The organism is Microcella indica (genome assembly GCF_013414345.1).
Classification (GTDB): domain Bacteria; phylum Actinomycetota; class Actinomycetes; order Actinomycetales; family Microbacteriaceae; genus Microcella; species Microcella indica.
The window spans coordinates 801,808-817,719 of the sequence record NZ_CP058670.1; the positions used below are offsets into that span (position 1 = coordinate 801,808).

Here is a 15,912-nt window from a genome sequence, read left to right on the forward strand (position 1 = left end):
CGCACGGTCTAGCGTGGTGCTATGCCCGACCCTCGACCCGTCACCCTCATCTCCGTCGACATCGAGGCCGCGGGCCCGAGCCCGAGCGACTACGCGATGCTCTCCATCGGCGCATGCCTTGTCGACGACCCCGAGCAGGCGTTCTACATCGAGCTGCAGCCCGACCGCGAGACGGTCGACGACGCGGCGATGAGCATCGGCGGCTTCACGGTCGACGAGCTGCGAGCATCCGGCACCGCGCCCCGCGAGGCGATGGCGGCTTTCGCCGACTGGATCGAGGCGGTGACGCCGCGGCAGTCCCGCCCGCTCCTCGTCGGCTTCAACGCCCCCTTCGACTGGATGTTCGTCGCCGACTACTTCCACCGCTACCTCGGCCGCAACCCGCTCGGGCACGCCGCGCTCGACGTCAAGGCCTACTACGCAGGCGTGACCGGCGTTCCCTGGGGCGAGACGAGCCTGCACCGCGTGGCCGAGCACTATCGCCTGAAGATGGTCCTGACGCATAATGCACTCGACGACGCACGCGATCAGGCGACCCTGTTCCGGGCCATCCGGGCCGAGCAGCAGGAGCGCTCCGCGGGCGCCTGAAGCGTGCGGGCCGCCGCGCGCGCTACCCGAGAGGTCTCACCGATGAGCTCCGCAGCCCCCGCCGACGCCCCCACCCCCGACACCGGTCAGTACCCCGGCAACGCGCCTGACGACGACCTGGCCCGCATCATCGAGTCGGCCCAGCGCCTCGGCGTGCAGCTCGACGAGGAGGGTGCCCTGCAGTGGCTCGCCGCGATCGCGGCCGACTCCGCGAGCGACGACCACATCGTCGCCCACGAGAGCGGCACATTCGGCCACCGCGTGAGCATGCTCGACTTCACCCCCCGCGATCTGGAGCGCTTCCGCCGCATCGGCGCGATCGTCGAAGTGACGGGCCCGTCCGGCGTCGCCGAGAGCGCCCTCGCCCTGAGCGGCTCGGCCGCGCAGTCGAAGATCCAGTCCTTCCCCGGCGACTGCGACTACTTCCAGCGGCTCAACATCAGGGCGGACACGCGCGAGGAAGCGTGCCGCATCATGGCCGACCTCATGCGCGACGCTGCTCGCCGCACGGCGACGGGCGACCCCTTCCAGTTCCTCGAGGCCAAGCTCGGCAACTACCCCGAGAACTGCGAGCACGGCGGCCAGGCGCGCAAGAAGGGCACGCCGATTACGTGGACCCCCGCCGAGGTCGAGGAGCAGAGCATCCGGCTCGACCTCGCCGACGGCACGACACGCACCCTCACCTGGCACGAGGCCGCGCTCGACCCCGGCTGGTGCAAGCTCGACTGGGTCGTGGCCGACCCCGAGCGCAAAGCGCTCTCCAACGCGAGCAACGTCATCGACGTCACGTGGGAGGCCCCCGACGGTGAGATCGTGCCCCTCGACGGCTACCTCGACGCCTACTTCCAGGAGGTCTACCTCGACGCCGACGCCATGCCGACCTTCGCGAAGGTCGCGAAGTTCGTGAGCGACGACGCCCTCGACGAGTACGTCGAGCGGCTCGAGAGCGAGGTGCGCAAGTACCTCACGAAGCAGGTCAACTACGGCAAGGCCGCCAAGCGCATGTACAACATCTTCCGGCTCTCCGGCCGCCACGTGGATGCCGCATACGTGCGCGAGCTCTTCGACGAGCCGGCGACCATCCTGTACCAGGTGTGGTCGCTCCTCTCCACGCTCGACAACGCCACCCAGCCGGGCACGAGCATCCCGATCGACGCTGTGCGCGACCAGGCCGACGCCCTCATCATGCAGGTCATCGCCGAGCTCGAGGGCGAGGAGGAGGCGGAGATCGTCGCAGCCCTCATGACCCTGCGGCGCACGCTCGAAGACCAGGATGCGGGGGAGCGGCGCACGAGCGACCTCGAGGCGGCCCGTGCTCACGTGATCAACCTCGTGAACACGTTCTTCCGCGACAAGCTCGAAGGCGTGCCGACGATCCGCGAGTACATCGAGCAGATGCAGCGGGACTGAGCCCACGCACTGCTGAGCTCCCGCAGCGCCAAGCCCGCGTCGCACTGCCTGAGTGTTGTCTGCGTGCTCCCAGTGAGTCGCCCTACCCTTCGACTATGACCACTCTGCAGGGATCCTCCATCCTCGTCGTCGGAGCGACGGGCGGCCTCGGTCGGCACCTGGCTCGCCAGCTCGCCGACGCGGGCGCGCACCTCACCTTGAGCGCGCGCTCCATGACCGACCTCGAAGCCCTCGGCATCCCCGGCCAGCTCGTGCCCGCCGACCTCACCGACCCGGCCGCCGTGCGCACCCTCGTCGCGACGGCGGTCACGGCCCACGGCCAGCTCGACGGCATCGTCAACGCCGCGGGCGCCGTCGCCTTCGGCGCGCTCGCCGACACCGCCGACGACACGATCGAGGCACTGTGGGCGATCAACGCCCTCGCCCCCATGAGGATGCTCCGGGCCGCGCTCCCCTCCCTGCGCGAGAGTGCCGAGCAGGGCAGGGAGCCCTTCGTGCTCACGCTCAGCGGAGTGGTGAGCGAGCACCCCACCAACGGCATCGGCGCGTACTCGGCCGTCAAGTCCGCCCTCGCCGCCTACGTGCAGGTCGCCGCTCGCGAGGTGCGCCGGTCGGGCATCCGCGTCATCGATGCGCGTCCCGGCCACACGGAGACCGAGCTCTCCCGCCACCCGATCGCCGGCGAGACGCCGAAGTTCCCGACCGGCCTCGAGCCGGCTGCCGTCGCGCAGCGCATCGTCGCGGCGATCGCCGGAGACGAGAAGGATCTGCCGTCGACGGCGTTCAGCGAGGTGCCCGCGGCGACCAGCCAGATGGTGAAGGCCGAGGAGGCGACGACGCCGACGGGCGCCCACCCGGCCGTCGCGATGGCCGCGCAGATGCCGCTCGAGACGGCGGAGTCGGCGCCGGCCGCGGGCTCGGCTGCAGACGGCGGGTCTGCGCCTGGCGGTGGTTCTGCGGCTGACGGTGGTGCTGCGCCAGACGGCGGCCACCACGCCTGACGAGTCACGACGGCGCCGGCCGCGCCTCGCGCCGGTACGCGGCGATAGGCTGGGGCAGACATGATCGACCTGGACTTTTCTGAGCGCATCGGCGCCGCCCGCAGCACCTTCGCCGACATTCGTGCCGTCGTCGACGTCGACCGACTGCAGTCGGAGATCGCCGCGCTGAGCGAGCAGGCCTCCGCCCCCGACCTGTGGGACGACACGACTCACGCGCAGAAGGTCACGAGCGATCTCAGCCACCGCCAGACCGAGCTCGAGCGCATCGAGGCCCTGCAGCAGCGACTCGACGACCTCGACGTGCTCATCGAGATGGCGAAGGAGGCCGACGACGAGGACGCCGCGGCCGAGTGCGCCGCCGAGCTCACGGCGATCGAGAAGACCCTCGGCGAGATGGAGGTGCGCACCCTCCTCGACGGCGAGTACGACGCGCGCCCCGCGGTCGTCACGATCCGCGCCGGAGCGGGAGGGGTCGACGCCGCCGACTTCGCCGACATGCTCCTGCGCATGTACCTGCGCTGGGCCGAGCAGCACGACTACTCCACGACCGTCATGGACATCTCCTACGCGGAGGAGGCGGGCATCAAGTCCGCGACCTTCGAGGTGGATGCGCCCCACGCCTTCGGCACCCTGAGCGTCGAGGCGGGCACGCACCGCCTCGTGCGCATGTCGCCCTTCGGCGCCGCGGGCAAGCGCCAGACGAGCTTCGCCGCGGTCGAGGTCATTCCCCTGCTGGAGGAAAGTGCGGCGATCGAGGTGCCGGAGACGGACATCCGGGTCGATGTGTTCCGCTCGTCCGGGCCGGGCGGGCAGTCCGTCAACACGACCGACTCAGCGGTGCGCATCACCCACCTGCCGACCGGTCTCGTGGTCTCGATGCAGAACGAGAAGAGCCAGATCCAGAACCGCGCCGCGGCGATGCGCGTGCTGCAGTCGCGCCTGCTCATCCTCCAGAAGGAGCAGGAGGCTGCGACGAAGAAGGAGCTCGCCGGCACGATCACGGCGAGCTGGGGCGACCAGATGCGCTCCTACGTCCTCGCGCCGTACCAGATGGTCAAGGACCTGCGCACGGAGTACGAGGTCAACAATCCCTCGGCCGTCTTCGACGGAGACCTCGACGGCTTCATCGCCGCGGGCATCAAGTGGCGCAAGCGCGCTCCCGTGGTGTAAGCACCGGCTGAGAAAGGCAACGCGGCAGGGTGTCGCACCGCGGCGTCGCTGGGGCACCCGCATACTCTGATCGCGATGATTCGCTTCGAAGAGGTCACCAAGGTGTACCGCGGGACGGCTCGACCGGCGCTCAACGGCGTCAGCCTCGAGATTCTCAGCGGTGAGTTCGTGTTCCTCGTCGGCGCCTCCGGCTCGGGCAAGTCGACCTTCCTGCGCCTCGTGCTCAAGGAGGAGAAGCCGACGAGCGGGTCCATCCATGTGCTCGGGCAAGACCTCGGCGCGATCTCGAGCCGCAAGGTTCCGTACTTCCGCCGCAATCTCGGTGTCGTCTTCCAAGACTTCCGGCTGCTGCCCAACAAGACGGTCTTCGCCAACGTCGCCTTCACCCTGCAGGTCATCGGCAAGAGCAAGGGATTCATCCACGAGGCCGTGCCCGATGCCCTGCGCACGGTCGGCCTCGAGGGCAAGGAGGGGCGGTTTCCGCACGAGCTCTCCGGCGGAGAGCAGCAGCGCGTCGCCATCGCACGTGCGCTCGTCAACAAGCCCGCGATCATGCTCGCCGACGAGCCCACCGGCAACCTCGACCCGGCGACGAGCGCGGGCATCATGACCCTGCTCGAGCGCATCAACGCCAACGGCACGACCGTCATCATGGCGACGCACGACGCTGGCATCGTCGACCGCCTGCAACGTCGCGTCATCGAGGTCATCGGCGGCCGCATCGTGCGCGACGAGCGCGGCGGCGGGTACCAGACGCAGGCGAACCCCGTGCTGTCGCACGCGGGCCAGTCGCAGTCGGGCGTGTCGCAGGCGGGTGAGCCGCGATGAGGCTCGGTCTCGTCCTCAGCGAGGTCGGCCAGGGGCTGCGCCGCAACCTCTCCATGGTCGTCTCCGTCGTGCTCGTGACGTTCATCTCCCTCACCTTCGTGGGTGCCGCAATGCTGCTGCAGATGCAGATCACCGAGATGAAGTCGTACTGGTTCGACCGCGCTCAGGTCGCCGTGTACCTGTGCACGGAGTTCGCGACGATCGGCGGGTGCGAGCAGCAGGCCGCGACGCCCGAGCAGATCGCCCAGGTGGAGGCGCAGCTGGAGTCCGCGACACTCGCGCCGTTCATCGACACGTACTACTTCGAGACGCAGGAGGAGGCGTACGCGAACTTCCAGGACCAGTTCGCGGGCACCGCGGCCGCCGAGCTCGTCTCGCCCGAGTTCCTGCCTCCCGCCTTCTGGGTCGACCTCGTCGACGTCGACCAGAGCCAGATCCTCGTCGATGCGCTCGGCGGCCTCGCCGGCGTCGAGAGCATCGAGGATGAGCGGGCCTACCTCGACGGCGTCTTCGACGTGCTCAACGCCTCGAGCATCACGGCGGTCGGCATCGCGGCGCTCATGCTCGTCGCCGCCGTGCTGCTCATCGCCACGACGATCCGGCTCAGCGCGTTCTCGCGCCGCCGCGAGCTCGGCATCATGCGGCTCGTCGGCGCGTCCAACCGGTTCATCCAGACGCCGTTCATCCTCGAGGGCGTCGTCGCCGCGCTCATCGGCTCGGCCCTCGCGGGGGTCGCGATCATCGCGATCGTCGAGTTCTTCGTGCAGGGCTACCTGACGCAGGCGCTGCCTCTCACGTCCCTCGTGGGGCTCGATGAGGCGCTGCTCGTCGCACCCGTGCTGCTCGTGGCGGGGGCGCTGCTCGCCGCAGTGTCGGCGAACGTCGCGATCACGCGCTACCTGCGCGTCTGATCGAATCCGCATCGGCGCGGGTATGCTGGAGGGCTGCCGCGACACGCGCGGTGAGCATCCGCATCGGGCGTGAACGGGAGGTGAGCGACGTGCCGAAGGAGCAGGGCAGGAAGGTCGTCGCGACCAACCGCAAGGCGCGCCACGACTACACGATCGAGGACACCTACGAGGCCGGTCTCGTGCTGAGCGGTACCGAGGTCAAGTCGTTGCGCATGGGGCGGGCGAGCCTCGTGGACGGCTACGGCTTCATCGACGGGGGTGAGGCATGGCTCGACGCCGTGCACATTCCCGAGTACACGCAGGGCACGTGGACCAACCACCCGCCCCGCCGCAAGCGCAAGATGCTGCTGCACAAGGCCCAGATCATCAAGATCAGCCAGAAGACTCAGGAGGGCGGCTACACGCTCGTGCCGCTGAGCATCTACTTCAGCGACGGTCGCGCCAAGGTCGAACTCGCCGTGGCGAAGGGCAAGCGCGAGTACGACAAGCGTCACGCGCTGCGTGAGAAGCAGGACAAGCGCGAGGCCGAGCGCGCCATGCGACTGCGCAACATCCGCGGCGAGTAGCGCGCCTCTCTGGCGCCGCCTCCCAGTAGGGCGCGCGTAGCCTGGACCCTCGTGACGAACGATGCGCGCGCAGCAGAGCCAGAGATGGATGATCGCACCCGCTGGAGGGCCTTCGCCGTCGCCGTGTCGGTCGCCTCGCTCACGATCCTCGACCTGTCGAAGGTCAACGTGGGGGTGCCGGCGATCGAGGATGCCTTCGGCGCGGGCCCGACCGAGATCCAGATCATCATCGCCGGGTACATCCTCGCGTTCGGCGTCGTCCTCGTCCCAGCAGGCCGCTACGGCGATCAGCACTCGCGTCGCCGTATGTTCCTCTTCGGCCTCGTCGTCTTCCTCATCGCGAGCCTCCTGTGCGCGGTCGCGCCCACCGTGGAGGTGCTCGCGGGCTCGCGCATCCTGCAGGGCGTCGCCGCCGGTCTCCTCATGCCGCAGGTGCTCGGCCTCATCCAGCAGCTCTTCCAGGGGCCGGCGCGCGGGCGCGCCTTCGGCGTCTTCGGGGCCGTCATCGGGCTCTCGACGGCCTTCGGCCCGACCCTCGGCGGGCTCTTCGTCGACCTCGGCGGCGACGACCTCGGGTGGCGGCTCATCTTCTGGATGAACGTGCCGCTCGTCATCGGGCTCTTCCCGTTCGCCTACAAGCTCCTGCCGCGCACGCAGCCGGCGAGCAGCGGCTCGCGCGATCTCGACCTCGTCGGCACGGCCCTCCTCGGTGTCGCCGTGCTCAGCCTCATGCTGCCGTTCGTGCTCACGACCGGCGGCCCCGACGACGACCCCGCCCGGTGGGCATGGCTCGCCGTCTTCGCCCTCTCGGGCGCCGCCTTCGTGTGGTGGGAGCGGCGCTACGCGCGATCCGGCCGCTCGGCCATCGTCGATTTCGCCCTCTTCCGCGTGACGAGCTACCGCAACGGCACCCTCCTCGCTGTCGCGTACTTCGCTGCTATGCCGTCGATGTTCCTCACCCTGACCCTCTTCCTGCAGCTCGGGCAGGGTCTCGCCGCGGTCTTCGCGGGCATGGTGACGATCCCCTTCGCGCTCATGATGGCGCTCAGCTCGTTCTACTCGGGCCGCGTCGTCGAGCGCTACGGCCGCGGGCTCGTCGTCACGGGTCTCGCCATCGTCTTCGTCGGCTTCGGCCTCGTGCTCGTCTCCGCTCTCGTCCTGCCCGCCGCCGCCGTACCGTGGGCGGTCGCGATCGCCATGGGCATCGCGGGCACGGGCGGCGGCGCCGTCATCGCGCCGAACCAGACACTGGCCCTCGCTGACATTCCGGTCACGTCGGGCGGTGTCGCGGGCTCGATTCAGCAGGTCGGGCAGAGGGTCGGCACGGCTGTCGGCCTCGCGGCGGCGACCGCGGCGTTCTACGTGACGGTCTACGCCGAGACGGGAACCGAGACCGAGATCGTCGTCTACCAGGACGCCTATCTGCACGCGGCTCTCGTCATCCTCGGCTTCATCGCCATTGCGCTCGGGTTCGCCCTGGCCGACCTGCGCGCGCGGAGCGTGGGTGCCATGAACACGCTCGAGGACGCGCGCACGACCTAGCCGGCACAGGGCAGAGTCGACGCACCGGTCTGGCTCCTGCCCCGAGCATCCCGTATACTGAAGGGCTACGTCGGCAACGACGTTCGAGTGCGCTGGGTGACCGGCCGCACGTTCTCAACTCCACAGCGCGTGACAGCGACCCTCTCTCGGCACCCTCGGGTGCTCGGCAGTGACGCATGGGGATGATCGGTTTCGACATTGCCTGCGAGACGAAGAGAAGCGGGTCGAGGATGCAGAGTTATCTCGTTAACGATCTCTGTAACCAACAGGTGCCGATTCCAAGCGCACCGACTTCGCTCTCGCCGCCTAAGGCAGAGTAGATAGTCCGTCAGCCCGGGTACGTCTCCGCCCCGGTCGCTGGCGTCATTGAGGAGACTTGCTGCGTGCCTGCGTCTCAGGAGCACGTGGGACTTCAACTGAGGCTGGGCTCGTCGACCTAGGTGTCTGCGACAAAGGTCGGAGCCGAGTAGAACGCTTTCCGCAGACTACGCCCGTAGAAGACTTCGAATCACAGCAGTGGACGGGGGTTCAATTCCCCCCATCTCCACCACCGGCCGCTGTCACGCGCTGAGGATGCTCCGCTCGCGCCGCGCGATGTCAGACTGTGCGCATGCGCACCCTTCTCAACGTCATCTGGCTCGTGCTCTCCGGCTTCTGGCTGTTTCTCGGCTGGATGCTCGCAGCGGTCATCATGTTCGTGCTCATCGTGACGATCCCGTGGGGCATCGCCGCCGCTCGTATCGGCGTCTACTCGCTGTGGCCGTTCGGCAAGCGCGTGGTGGAGACGCCGACCTCGGGGTTCTGGGCCCTCATCGGCAACATCATCTGGGTCGTGCTGGCCGGCTGGTGGGTGGCGCTGAGCCACATCATCACGGCGATTCCGCTCGCGATCACGATCATCGGCATCCCTTTCGCGATCGCGAACATCAAGATGGTGCCCGTGGCGCTGCTGCCGCTCGGCAAGCGCATCGTCGACATCGGTTGACGCGTGCGCCGAGCCGGCCGGTGCCTCGCTGCGATCAGGGCAGCGGTGTGAAGAAGACCGTGCCGAGCTCGAGGGTGATGAGGAGGTCTTCGCTGCCGCAGATGTACTCGACGTTCTCGAGCGAGGCCGAGTCGTCGGTTCCGGTCGCCGGAAGCGGGGTGCGACCGTTGACTGGGTCCTCGATGTATCCCTCGATCTGGGAGCCGAGCTCGTACTCGATGAGTTCGAGCGTGCCGAGCGAGGAGTCGTGGGCCCAGATTCCTGAGTCGACGCCGTTGCGCTCGATCACGGCACTGCCCCCGTCGACCCTCGTCGTGACGGCCCAGTTGGTGTACGAGCTGCTGTACGTGCCGTCCTCGCTCAAATCAAGCACGAGCTCGCCCGTCACCGACTCGAGCGTGCCTCCCGACTGCTGGGCGAGTGGTGCGAGCATGAGCCGCCACGACTCGTTGTCGAGCAACCAGCTGGAGGCGAGGCAGTCGGCATCGCCTTGCGGTGCGTCGCCGCTGTCCTCCTCGGGTGCCTCCTCGCCCGCCTCGTCGACGACCGAGTCCTCAGGGCCGTCCGCAGGCTCGTCTTCGGAGCCGGGATCGGGCGGCGCGCAGGCGGCGAGAGCGGCGACGAGCACCGAGGCCAAGAGGATGCCCGGTGCTGGGCGATCGCGCCGTTTCATGGTCCACTCCGTTCGTCACGGTGCGTGACCGTCGCGAAGACCACGAACCCGAGCTTGCCCCAGGAAAATACCATGAGCGCTCGATCCCCGACAACCGTGTCGCCCGGCCGAGACGCAGGATCGCCACGGGATTTCTGTCAATAAAGATTTACACGATGTTGAGCATCCTTTACTGTCAGAGTGTCGAGAAAACCTGACATTCCCCCTCAGTGAAGGAGCGCCTCGTGGCGTATGAAGAAAAGGGAGCGTGGGTCGGCCTCATCGTCGGCATCATCACGTTCATCGTGTACCTCTCGGTGCTGCTCGCTCGCGCCGCGGGCGGTCCGCTCGAGCAGGCCCCCTACGTCGACGCATTGCTTCTCACCGGGATCGATGAGGTGAACATCGCCCGCGGTGTCCTCGAGCACGTAGCAGTTGGTGAAGGCGACGTTCGATTCGCCGAGGTCGGCCTGCTCGATCACCCACATGCCGTCGCCGATCGCGGAAATTGACCCGATTGTGATCGGAACCCTTGACATGGTTTACTCTTATCAGATTATGCTGGACGGGCCGCGACGATGTTGTCTCGGCATCCCCTACAACCAGGAGTTCGATGATGAATGACATGAGTCCGCGGCGATTGCGCCGCTTTACATCGACGGCGACGGTGGCTCTTGCCGCCTTAGTGTTGACGGCTTGCGGCCCCGCGGCGACCGAGGGACCTGAGCAAGACATCGATCCGAATGGGAGCCTCACGTTCGGCTACTTCGAACCGGCAACCAGTCTCGACCCGCATGAGGGCACCTCGTCCCAGGACCTGCCCTGGCTGCTCCCTGTGTACGCGAGCGTCTTGAGCTACAACGATGACGGCTCGGTGGCGCCCGGGCTCGCCGAGACGTGGGAGCTCACGGAGGATGCGTTGACTCTCACGTTGCGCGAAGGGTTGACATTCCACGACGGCACGACGTTGGACGCTGACGCTGTCGTTGCCAACCTGGAACGAGCCATGAACCTCGAGACCTCGAGCGTGAAGGGCGACCTGTCCACCGTGAGTGCGGTGGAGGCAACCGATGACCGAACTGTGGCGATCGAGCTGTCGGCGCCCGACGCTGCGTTGCCGGCGAAGCTCGCGGATCGTAGCGGCATGATCATCTCCCCGACGGCGTTCGACGACGGCACAAACCTCGCCATCGAGCCTGTCGGCGCGGGGCCGTGGAAGTCCGTCGATTACGCACCCGGAGACCACCTCACGGTCGAGCGGTTCGATGACTACTACGACCCCGACTCGGTGCTCCTTGCCTCGCTCACGATCCGGTTGATCGACGACGACGACACCCGCCTTAACGCGATCCGCGCGGGCGAGGTCGATGTCGCGCAGATCTCTGCCGCACAGGTCCAGCTCGCATCCGCGGACTCGAGTCTCGAAGTGCGCACCGACCCGGCGTTGGCGATCGACCACCTCGGGTTGAACATTTCAATCCCGCCCTTCGACGATCCGCGTGTCCGCGAGGCGATCAACTACGCGATCGATCGCGAGGCACTTCTCGAGGGCATCTACCGCGGCACCGGCATCATTGCGTGGCAGCCCTTCCCGCCGGGATACTTCGCCAACGATCCTGAACTCGAGGAGATGTACCCCTACGACCCGGACAAGGCTCGTGAGCTGCTGGCTGAGGCAGGCTATCCCGACGGCTTCTCATTCGACTTTCAGACGAACTCGCAGCCCTTCCGTGTTCAGGCAACTCAGGCGGTCGCCGGAATGCTCGCCGAGGTCGGAATTGAGACCAACATCATCACCATGGAGGGTCCGGCGCTACTCGACGCGTTCTACTACCAGAACGCCGTTGCCGCCTACGTCACACCGTGGGGAGGTCGCGCCGACCCGTCGCAGACGCTAGACAACCTGTTCGGGCCGTCCGGTCTCAACAATCCTTCGAAGATCACTGATCCGGAACTGGCCGACTTGCTCGACCAGGCGCGAGCTAGTGGCGACCAGGATGAGCGCGGGCAACTGTTCCGCGAGGCGTCGGAACTGATCATGAAGGATTCTCGGATGATCCCGCTGATGTTCCCCGGCGTGACCACGGTCATCAGGGACAACGTCGTCGGATACTCGACGGACTTGACCGGCAAGGCCAACTTCCTGAACGTAGGAGTGCTCGCCGCCGAGTGATCTGATCAACGGCGCCGGCCGAGAACCACAGACTCTCCAGTGGAACATGGCCGTCCCATCGAGGGGGCGGTGGAATCGAGGAAACCGCAATGACGCGTAATACCGAAGGACTCTTCCGATCGGCAAGGTCATGCTGAGTTTCATCATCCGCCGCCTCCTCGCACTCATCCCGCAAATGCTCATTGCTGCACTCGTCGTCTTCGTGCTCACCTCGCTGCTCCCGGGTGACGCCGCGATCGCACGAGCGGGAGGCGAGTCGGCGACACCAGAGCTGATCGCCCAGTACCGCGAGCAGCTCGGGCTCGACAAACCCCTCGTGACACGGTTCTTCGACTTCGTCGTCAATGCCGCGACGGGCAACCTCGGGATTTCGTTCAGCACGAACGAACCGGTCACCGACATCCTGATGCGCAAGGTGCCCGTCACCCTCAGTCTCGTCCTGCTCAGCTTCCTTGTCGCGCTTCTCATCGCGCTTCCCCTCGGTATCGTCGCGGCACTGCACCCCAACGGTGTGGCTGACCGCGTTTCCCTCGCCATCGCGACGTCGGGTATAGCCATCCCCAACTTCTGGTTCGCCATCTTGTTGGTGCTCTTGTTTAGCCTGACGCTAGGATGGTTGCCCGCCACAGGCTATGTTTCGATCACTGAAAATCCTGGGCAGTGGTTCCTTCATTTGCTGCTGCCCGCCATCACCTTGGGCCACGCACTGGCGGCAGAGTTGACCCGCCAGTTGCGGGCGTCGCTCGGTGACCATCTTCGTCGCGATTACGTGCGCACCATGCGCTCGGTTGGCCTGTCCGAAGTGAGCGTCGTCGGGAAGCACGCGCTGCGATCAGCGCTCGGTCCGGCAGTGACCACACTCGGGCTGCAGGTGCCGATCGCCATAGGTTCCGCAGTCGTGGTGGAAGCCGTCTTCGACCTACCGGGTATCGGCAGCCAGATGGTACAGGCCGTTTTCTCGCGTGACATTCAGGTTCTGCAGGGCGTGATTCTCTTCACCGTGCTGCTCGTGGTGGTGGCGAGCTTCTTGACCGATCTCGCCTATGCGTTGATCAACCCGAAGGTGAGAGTCCAATGACCCCCCCATCCCCGGCCACTGCGGTCATTCCCGTGGAGTCCTCTCGGCGTCGTCGAGGTCTCGCTCGCCGCATCATCGCGCGGCCCGCGGGATTGGCGAGCATCATCTTCCTCGTAGTTCTCGCGGTGATCTCGCTGCTGGGCCCATGGATCACGCCCTTCGATCCGAACCAGAACGACCTGCGCGGCGTCCTCCAGGCGCCGAACTTCGAGCACGTGCTCGGAACCGATGACTTGGGACGGGACGTGTTTTCACGGCTTCTCGTCGCCGGGCGGGTGTCGCTCTCAGCGACGTTCCAAGCGGTCGGGATCGGTTTAGTCTTCGGCGTGCTGCCGGGTGTCCTAGCGGGTTACCTCGGCGGCTGGTTCGACACGATCGTGACGCGCATCGCGGACGTGCTGCTGAGCTTCCCATCGCTCTTCCTCGCACTCGCCATCGTCGCCATCCTCGGCCCAGGTCTGGGTAATGCGATGCTCGCCGTCGGTATCGCTTATGCGCCTAGATTCCTGCGAATTGTGCGCGGGCAGATCCTCTTCGTTCGTAGCGAGACGTTTGTCGAAGCCGCCATATCGACCGGAATTCCGAGACATCGCGTCATCTGGGCGCACATGCTCCCCAACGCCTGGCCGGCTCTCATCATCCAGATCTCCTTCATGCTCGGTCTCACTCTCATCATCGAGTCCAGCCTGAGCTATCTGGGTCTCGGCGTTCAGCCACCAGACGCGAGCTGGGGGTCGATGATCGGCGGTAGCAAGGCGTACATCGAGATTGCACCGTGGCTCGTGCTCGCGCCGGGACTCGTGATCTTCTTCACGTCTCTGGCGTTCAACACGCTCGGTGACGTGCTCCGTGATGAGGTAACAGGAGGTCGAGAAGGATGACGACGATGGAACGCACGGACGCGGCGACGAAAACCGGCGCGGCACCGCTACTGAGTGTCGAGGGATTCTCGCTCGACATCGCTCCTGGGCGTGAGTATCTACCGGTGCTCGACGACATCAGCCTGACGGTCGGTGCAGGAGAGGTCGTTGGACTGGTCGGCGAGTCGGGTTCGGGCAAATCGACGTTGGCGATGTCGCTCATCGGTCTCGTGCCGAAGCGCATCTCGCGTCAGCGCGGAGGTCGGATCTTGTTCAACGGGGTCGACGTCACCGCCCTGCCCGAGCGCGATCTGCGCGCGATCCGGGGCAGCCAGGTGGGGATGATCTTCCAGGAGCCGATGACGGCACTTGATCCCGCATACCGCGTCGGCGATCAAGTCGCTGAGGTTATCCGTCGGCACAACGGTGTCAGTCGGGCCGAGGCTCGCGCTCAGGTGATCGAGGACTTCCGCCTTGTCGAGATATCCGATCCCGAACGACGCGCCGATGCCTATCCGCATGAGCTTTCCGGAGGTCTGCGACAAAGAGTGTGCATCGCGATGGCAATCGCCTGCCGACCGAGTCTGCTCATCGCCGATGAGCCCACGACGGCACTCGACGTCACGACGCAGGCGCAGATCCTTGATCTGCTCCGACGGTTGCGTGCCGAAATGGACATGTCGATCGTGCTCATCAGCCACGATCTTGCGGTTATCGCTGAATTCTGCGATCGGGTAATGGTCATGTATGCCGGGCAGATCGTCGAGCAGGCCCCCATAGACCCCTTCTTCGTCCGCCCGCGGCACCCCTACTCGTCGGCGCTTCTGCAGTCGCTACCGGAGAACCAGCCGCCACTTCAGCAGCTCTCAGTGCTTCGCGGATCTCCGCCAGCCCTCGGTCATGTCGCGTCGGGTTGTCGTTTCGCGGCCCGTTGTGATTTTGTTCAGCACGGACGGTGTGATGTGGAGCCGATACCTCTGCGTGGGCTCGACGGCGGTGCGGTGCGATGTGTTCGCGCTGAGGAGCTCGCTTTGCCGGGAGTAGGAGAATGACGGCCACGCAATCGTCCGCCGGCTCGGACGAGTTGGGCCCCGTAGTGCTCGAGGGTCTCAATCTCGTGAAGGACTTCGCCGGACGTTCTTCACTGTTCCGCCGCAGCCGCAGCCAGGTGCGTGCGGTCGACGAGGTGACCCTGAGCCTCCACGCGGGCCGCACCCTCGGATTGGTGGGTGAATCGGGTTCGGGCAAGTCGACGGTGGGTCGGTTGCTCCTGCGACTGGTGGGCACCACGAGTGGCGAGGTGCTGCTGGACGGTTCGGACGTGACGGCGATGCGTGGCAAGGCTTTGAGTCGTGCTCGCCGGTCCATGCAGATGGTGTTCCAGGACCCTTACTCCTCGCTCAACCCGACAATGCGCATCGGTGACATCATCGGCGAGCCGGTCGCGTTCCACCGGAAGCTGAAGGGCGACGACCTGGATGCCGAGGTCGAACGGCTCCTGGTCAGCGTCGGTCTGTCGGCTACGCACGCTCGGCGGTTCCCTGACGAGCTGTCCGGGGGCCAGCGCCAGCGCGTGGCCATCGCACGCGCTCTGGCGCCGAACCCGAAGATCCTTGTCTGCGACGAGGCCGTGAGTGCCCTTGACATTTCGATTCAGTCGCAGATCCTCAACCTGCTGCTTGAGCTGCAACAGGAGTTCGGTGTCACCATCCTGTTCATCTCGCACGACTTGTCGGTCGTGCGACATGTGAGTCGCGACATCGCCGTGATGTATCTCGGTCAGATCGTCGAGTTCGGGCCAGCAGATCGCGTCGTCGACAGCCCCGCACATCCGTACACAGCCGCTTTGCTCTCAGCCGTCCCGGAGGCGAAGCCTTCGCACGGTCGTGCCCGGGCGAAGGTGTTGCTGCAGGGCGATCCCCCCAGCCCGTCCCAGCGACCGGCGGGGTGTCCGTTCGTGTCTCGTTGCCCAGCTGCCTTCGAACCGTGCCACGTCATCCGGCCGGAGCACACCCCCGTCGACGGAGGTGGCACGGTCGCGTGTCACCTCCAGACGAGCGGACCCAAGCTTGCGGGCCGACCGGTCCCGTTGGAACTGATGCGCACTGCGCCTCGCGAGGCGCCAACGGAGAGCGCCTAGCAGTGTAC

General features: G+C 66.5%; 16 protein-coding genes and 1 other RNA gene. 16 read left to right on the top strand and 1 reads right to left on the bottom strand.

Going from position 1 to position 15,912, the window contains the following annotated elements:
• Nucleotides 1-21 precede the first annotated feature (21 nt).
• The 10 genes from HUJ41_RS03960 (at nucleotide 22) to HUJ41_RS04005 (ending at nucleotide 9,001) form a co-directional block, all read left to right on the top strand.
• Nucleotides 22-588, top strand: coding sequence for a 3'-5' exonuclease (locus HUJ41_RS03960; protein ID WP_179873433.1), 567 nt, complete (start codon nucleotides 22-24; stop codon nucleotides 586-588).
• Nucleotides 589-630: 42 nt separating this feature from the next.
• Nucleotides 631-1,998, top strand: a complete 1,368-nt coding sequence (locus tag HUJ41_RS03965) for a methyltransferase domain-containing protein (RefSeq protein ID WP_218925639.1) — start codon at nucleotides 631-633, stop codon at nucleotides 1,996-1,998.
• 95 nt (nucleotides 1,999-2,093) lie between these two features.
• Nucleotides 2,094-2,999, top strand: a complete 906-nt coding sequence (locus HUJ41_RS03970; protein WP_179873434.1) for an SDR family NAD(P)-dependent oxidoreductase — start codon at nucleotides 2,094-2,096, stop codon at nucleotides 2,997-2,999.
• Nucleotides 3,000-3,059: 60 nt separating this feature from the next.
• Nucleotides 3,060-4,169 (top strand): peptide chain release factor 2, encoded by a 1,110-nt coding sequence (gene prfB, locus HUJ41_RS03975; protein ID WP_179873435.1) that lies wholly within the window; start codon nucleotides 3,060-3,062, stop codon nucleotides 4,167-4,169.
• Between the two features lie 75 nt (nucleotides 4,170-4,244).
• Nucleotides 4,245-4,997, top strand: coding sequence for a cell division ATP-binding protein FtsE (ftsE, locus tag HUJ41_RS03980; protein ID WP_179873436.1), 753 nt, complete (start codon nucleotides 4,245-4,247; stop codon nucleotides 4,995-4,997).
• A complete protein-coding gene (ftsX, locus tag HUJ41_RS03985) occupies nucleotides 4,994-5,908 on the top strand; it encodes a permease-like cell division protein FtsX (RefSeq protein ID WP_179873437.1) in 915 nt (304 codons plus the stop codon). The genes ftsE and ftsX overlap by 4 nt, the downstream gene beginning before the upstream one ends.
• A gap of 89 nt (nucleotides 5,909-5,997) precedes the next feature.
• Nucleotides 5,998-6,474 (top strand): SsrA-binding protein SmpB, encoded by a 477-nt coding sequence (gene smpB, locus HUJ41_RS03990; RefSeq protein WP_179873857.1) that lies wholly within the window; start codon nucleotides 5,998-6,000, stop codon nucleotides 6,472-6,474.
• Nucleotides 6,475-6,525: 51 nt separating this feature from the next.
• Nucleotides 6,526-8,016 carry an MFS transporter gene (locus HUJ41_RS03995; protein ID WP_246299312.1) on the top strand — a complete coding sequence of 497 codons (1,491 nt, stop codon included), beginning with the start codon at nucleotides 6,526-6,528 and terminating at the stop codon, nucleotides 8,014-8,016.
• A gap of 178 nt (nucleotides 8,017-8,194) precedes the next feature.
• Nucleotides 8,195-8,566: a transfer-messenger RNA gene (ssrA, locus tag HUJ41_RS04000) on the top strand.
• Between the two features lie 60 nt (nucleotides 8,567-8,626).
• Nucleotides 8,627-9,001: a YccF domain-containing protein gene (locus tag HUJ41_RS04005; protein WP_179873438.1), complete on the top strand. Its 375-nt coding sequence runs from the start codon at nucleotides 8,627-8,629 to the stop codon at nucleotides 8,999-9,001.
• A 34-nt stretch (nucleotides 9,002-9,035) separates the two neighbouring features.
• Here the strand turns inward: HUJ41_RS04005 and HUJ41_RS04010 are convergent, their stop codons facing one another.
• Nucleotides 9,036-9,674 (bottom strand): hypothetical protein, encoded by a 639-nt coding sequence (locus HUJ41_RS04010; protein WP_179873439.1) that lies wholly within the window; start codon nucleotides 9,672-9,674, stop codon nucleotides 9,036-9,038.
• A gap of 224 nt (nucleotides 9,675-9,898) precedes the next feature.
• On the opposite strand from HUJ41_RS04010, the gene HUJ41_RS04015 reads away from it, so the two are divergent.
• The 6 genes from HUJ41_RS04015 (at nucleotide 9,899) to HUJ41_RS04040 (ending at nucleotide 15,904) form a co-directional block, all read left to right on the top strand.
• Complete coding sequence (locus HUJ41_RS04015; protein ID WP_179873440.1) at nucleotides 9,899-10,165, top strand: hypothetical protein; 267 nt, start codon at nucleotides 9,899-9,901, stop codon at nucleotides 10,163-10,165.
• A 113-nt stretch (nucleotides 10,166-10,278) separates the two neighbouring features.
• Nucleotides 10,279-11,826, top strand: coding sequence for an ABC transporter substrate-binding protein (locus HUJ41_RS04020; RefSeq protein ID WP_218925640.1), 1,548 nt, complete (start codon nucleotides 10,279-10,281; stop codon nucleotides 11,824-11,826).
• Between the two features lie 130 nt (nucleotides 11,827-11,956).
• Entirely contained in the window at nucleotides 11,957-12,904 is a 948-nt protein-coding gene (locus HUJ41_RS04025; RefSeq protein ID WP_179873442.1) for an ABC transporter permease, read from the top strand.
• Nucleotides 12,901-13,785 carry an ABC transporter permease gene (locus tag HUJ41_RS04030; RefSeq protein WP_179873443.1) on the top strand — a complete coding sequence of 295 codons (885 nt, stop codon included), beginning with the start codon at nucleotides 12,901-12,903 and terminating at the stop codon, nucleotides 13,783-13,785. Before HUJ41_RS04025 ends, HUJ41_RS04030 begins: the two co-directional genes overlap by 4 nt.
• 5 nt (nucleotides 13,786-13,790) lie before the next feature.
• Nucleotides 13,791-14,816 carry an ABC transporter ATP-binding protein gene (locus HUJ41_RS04035; protein ID WP_218925641.1) on the top strand — a complete coding sequence of 342 codons (1,026 nt, stop codon included), beginning with the start codon at nucleotides 13,791-13,793 and terminating at the stop codon, nucleotides 14,814-14,816.
• A complete protein-coding gene (locus tag HUJ41_RS04040; RefSeq protein WP_179873445.1) occupies nucleotides 14,813-15,904 on the top strand; it encodes an ABC transporter ATP-binding protein in 1,092 nt (363 codons plus the stop codon). Before HUJ41_RS04035 ends, HUJ41_RS04040 begins: the two co-directional genes overlap by 4 nt.
• Nucleotides 15,905-15,912: the final 8 nt, after the last annotated feature.

Coding starts and splice junctions, on each gene's coding strand:
- HUJ41_RS03960 (WP_179873433.1), top strand. CDS start 22: ATGCCCGACCCTCGACCCGTCACCCTCATCTCCGTCGACATCGAGGCC.
- HUJ41_RS03965 (WP_218925639.1), top strand. CDS start 631: ATGAGCTCCGCAGCCCCCGCCGACGCCCCCACCCCCGACACCGGTCAG.
- HUJ41_RS03970 (WP_179873434.1), top strand. CDS start 2,094: ATGACCACTCTGCAGGGATCCTCCATCCTCGTCGTCGGAGCGACGGGC.
- prfB (WP_179873435.1), top strand. CDS start 3,060: ATGATCGACCTGGACTTTTCTGAGCGCATCGGCGCCGCCCGCAGCACC.
- ftsE (WP_179873436.1), top strand. CDS start 4,245: ATGATTCGCTTCGAAGAGGTCACCAAGGTGTACCGCGGGACGGCTCGA.
- ftsX (WP_179873437.1), top strand. CDS start 4,994: ATGAGGCTCGGTCTCGTCCTCAGCGAGGTCGGCCAGGGGCTGCGCCGC.
- HUJ41_RS04005 (WP_179873438.1), top strand. CDS start 8,627: ATGCGCACCCTTCTCAACGTCATCTGGCTCGTGCTCTCCGGCTTCTGG.
- HUJ41_RS04010 (WP_179873439.1), bottom strand. CDS start 9,674: ATGAAACGGCGCGATCGCCCAGCACCGGGCATCCTCTTGGCCTCGGTG.
- HUJ41_RS04020 (WP_218925640.1), top strand. CDS start 10,279: ATGAGTCCGCGGCGATTGCGCCGCTTTACATCGACGGCGACGGTGGCT.
- HUJ41_RS04025 (WP_179873442.1), top strand. CDS start 11,957: ATGCTGAGTTTCATCATCCGCCGCCTCCTCGCACTCATCCCGCAAATG.
- HUJ41_RS04030 (WP_179873443.1), top strand. CDS start 12,901: ATGACCCCCCCATCCCCGGCCACTGCGGTCATTCCCGTGGAGTCCTCT.
- HUJ41_RS04035 (WP_218925641.1), top strand. CDS start 13,791: ATGGAACGCACGGACGCGGCGACGAAAACCGGCGCGGCACCGCTACTG.
- HUJ41_RS04040 (WP_179873445.1), top strand. CDS start 14,813: ATGACGGCCACGCAATCGTCCGCCGGCTCGGACGAGTTGGGCCCCGTA.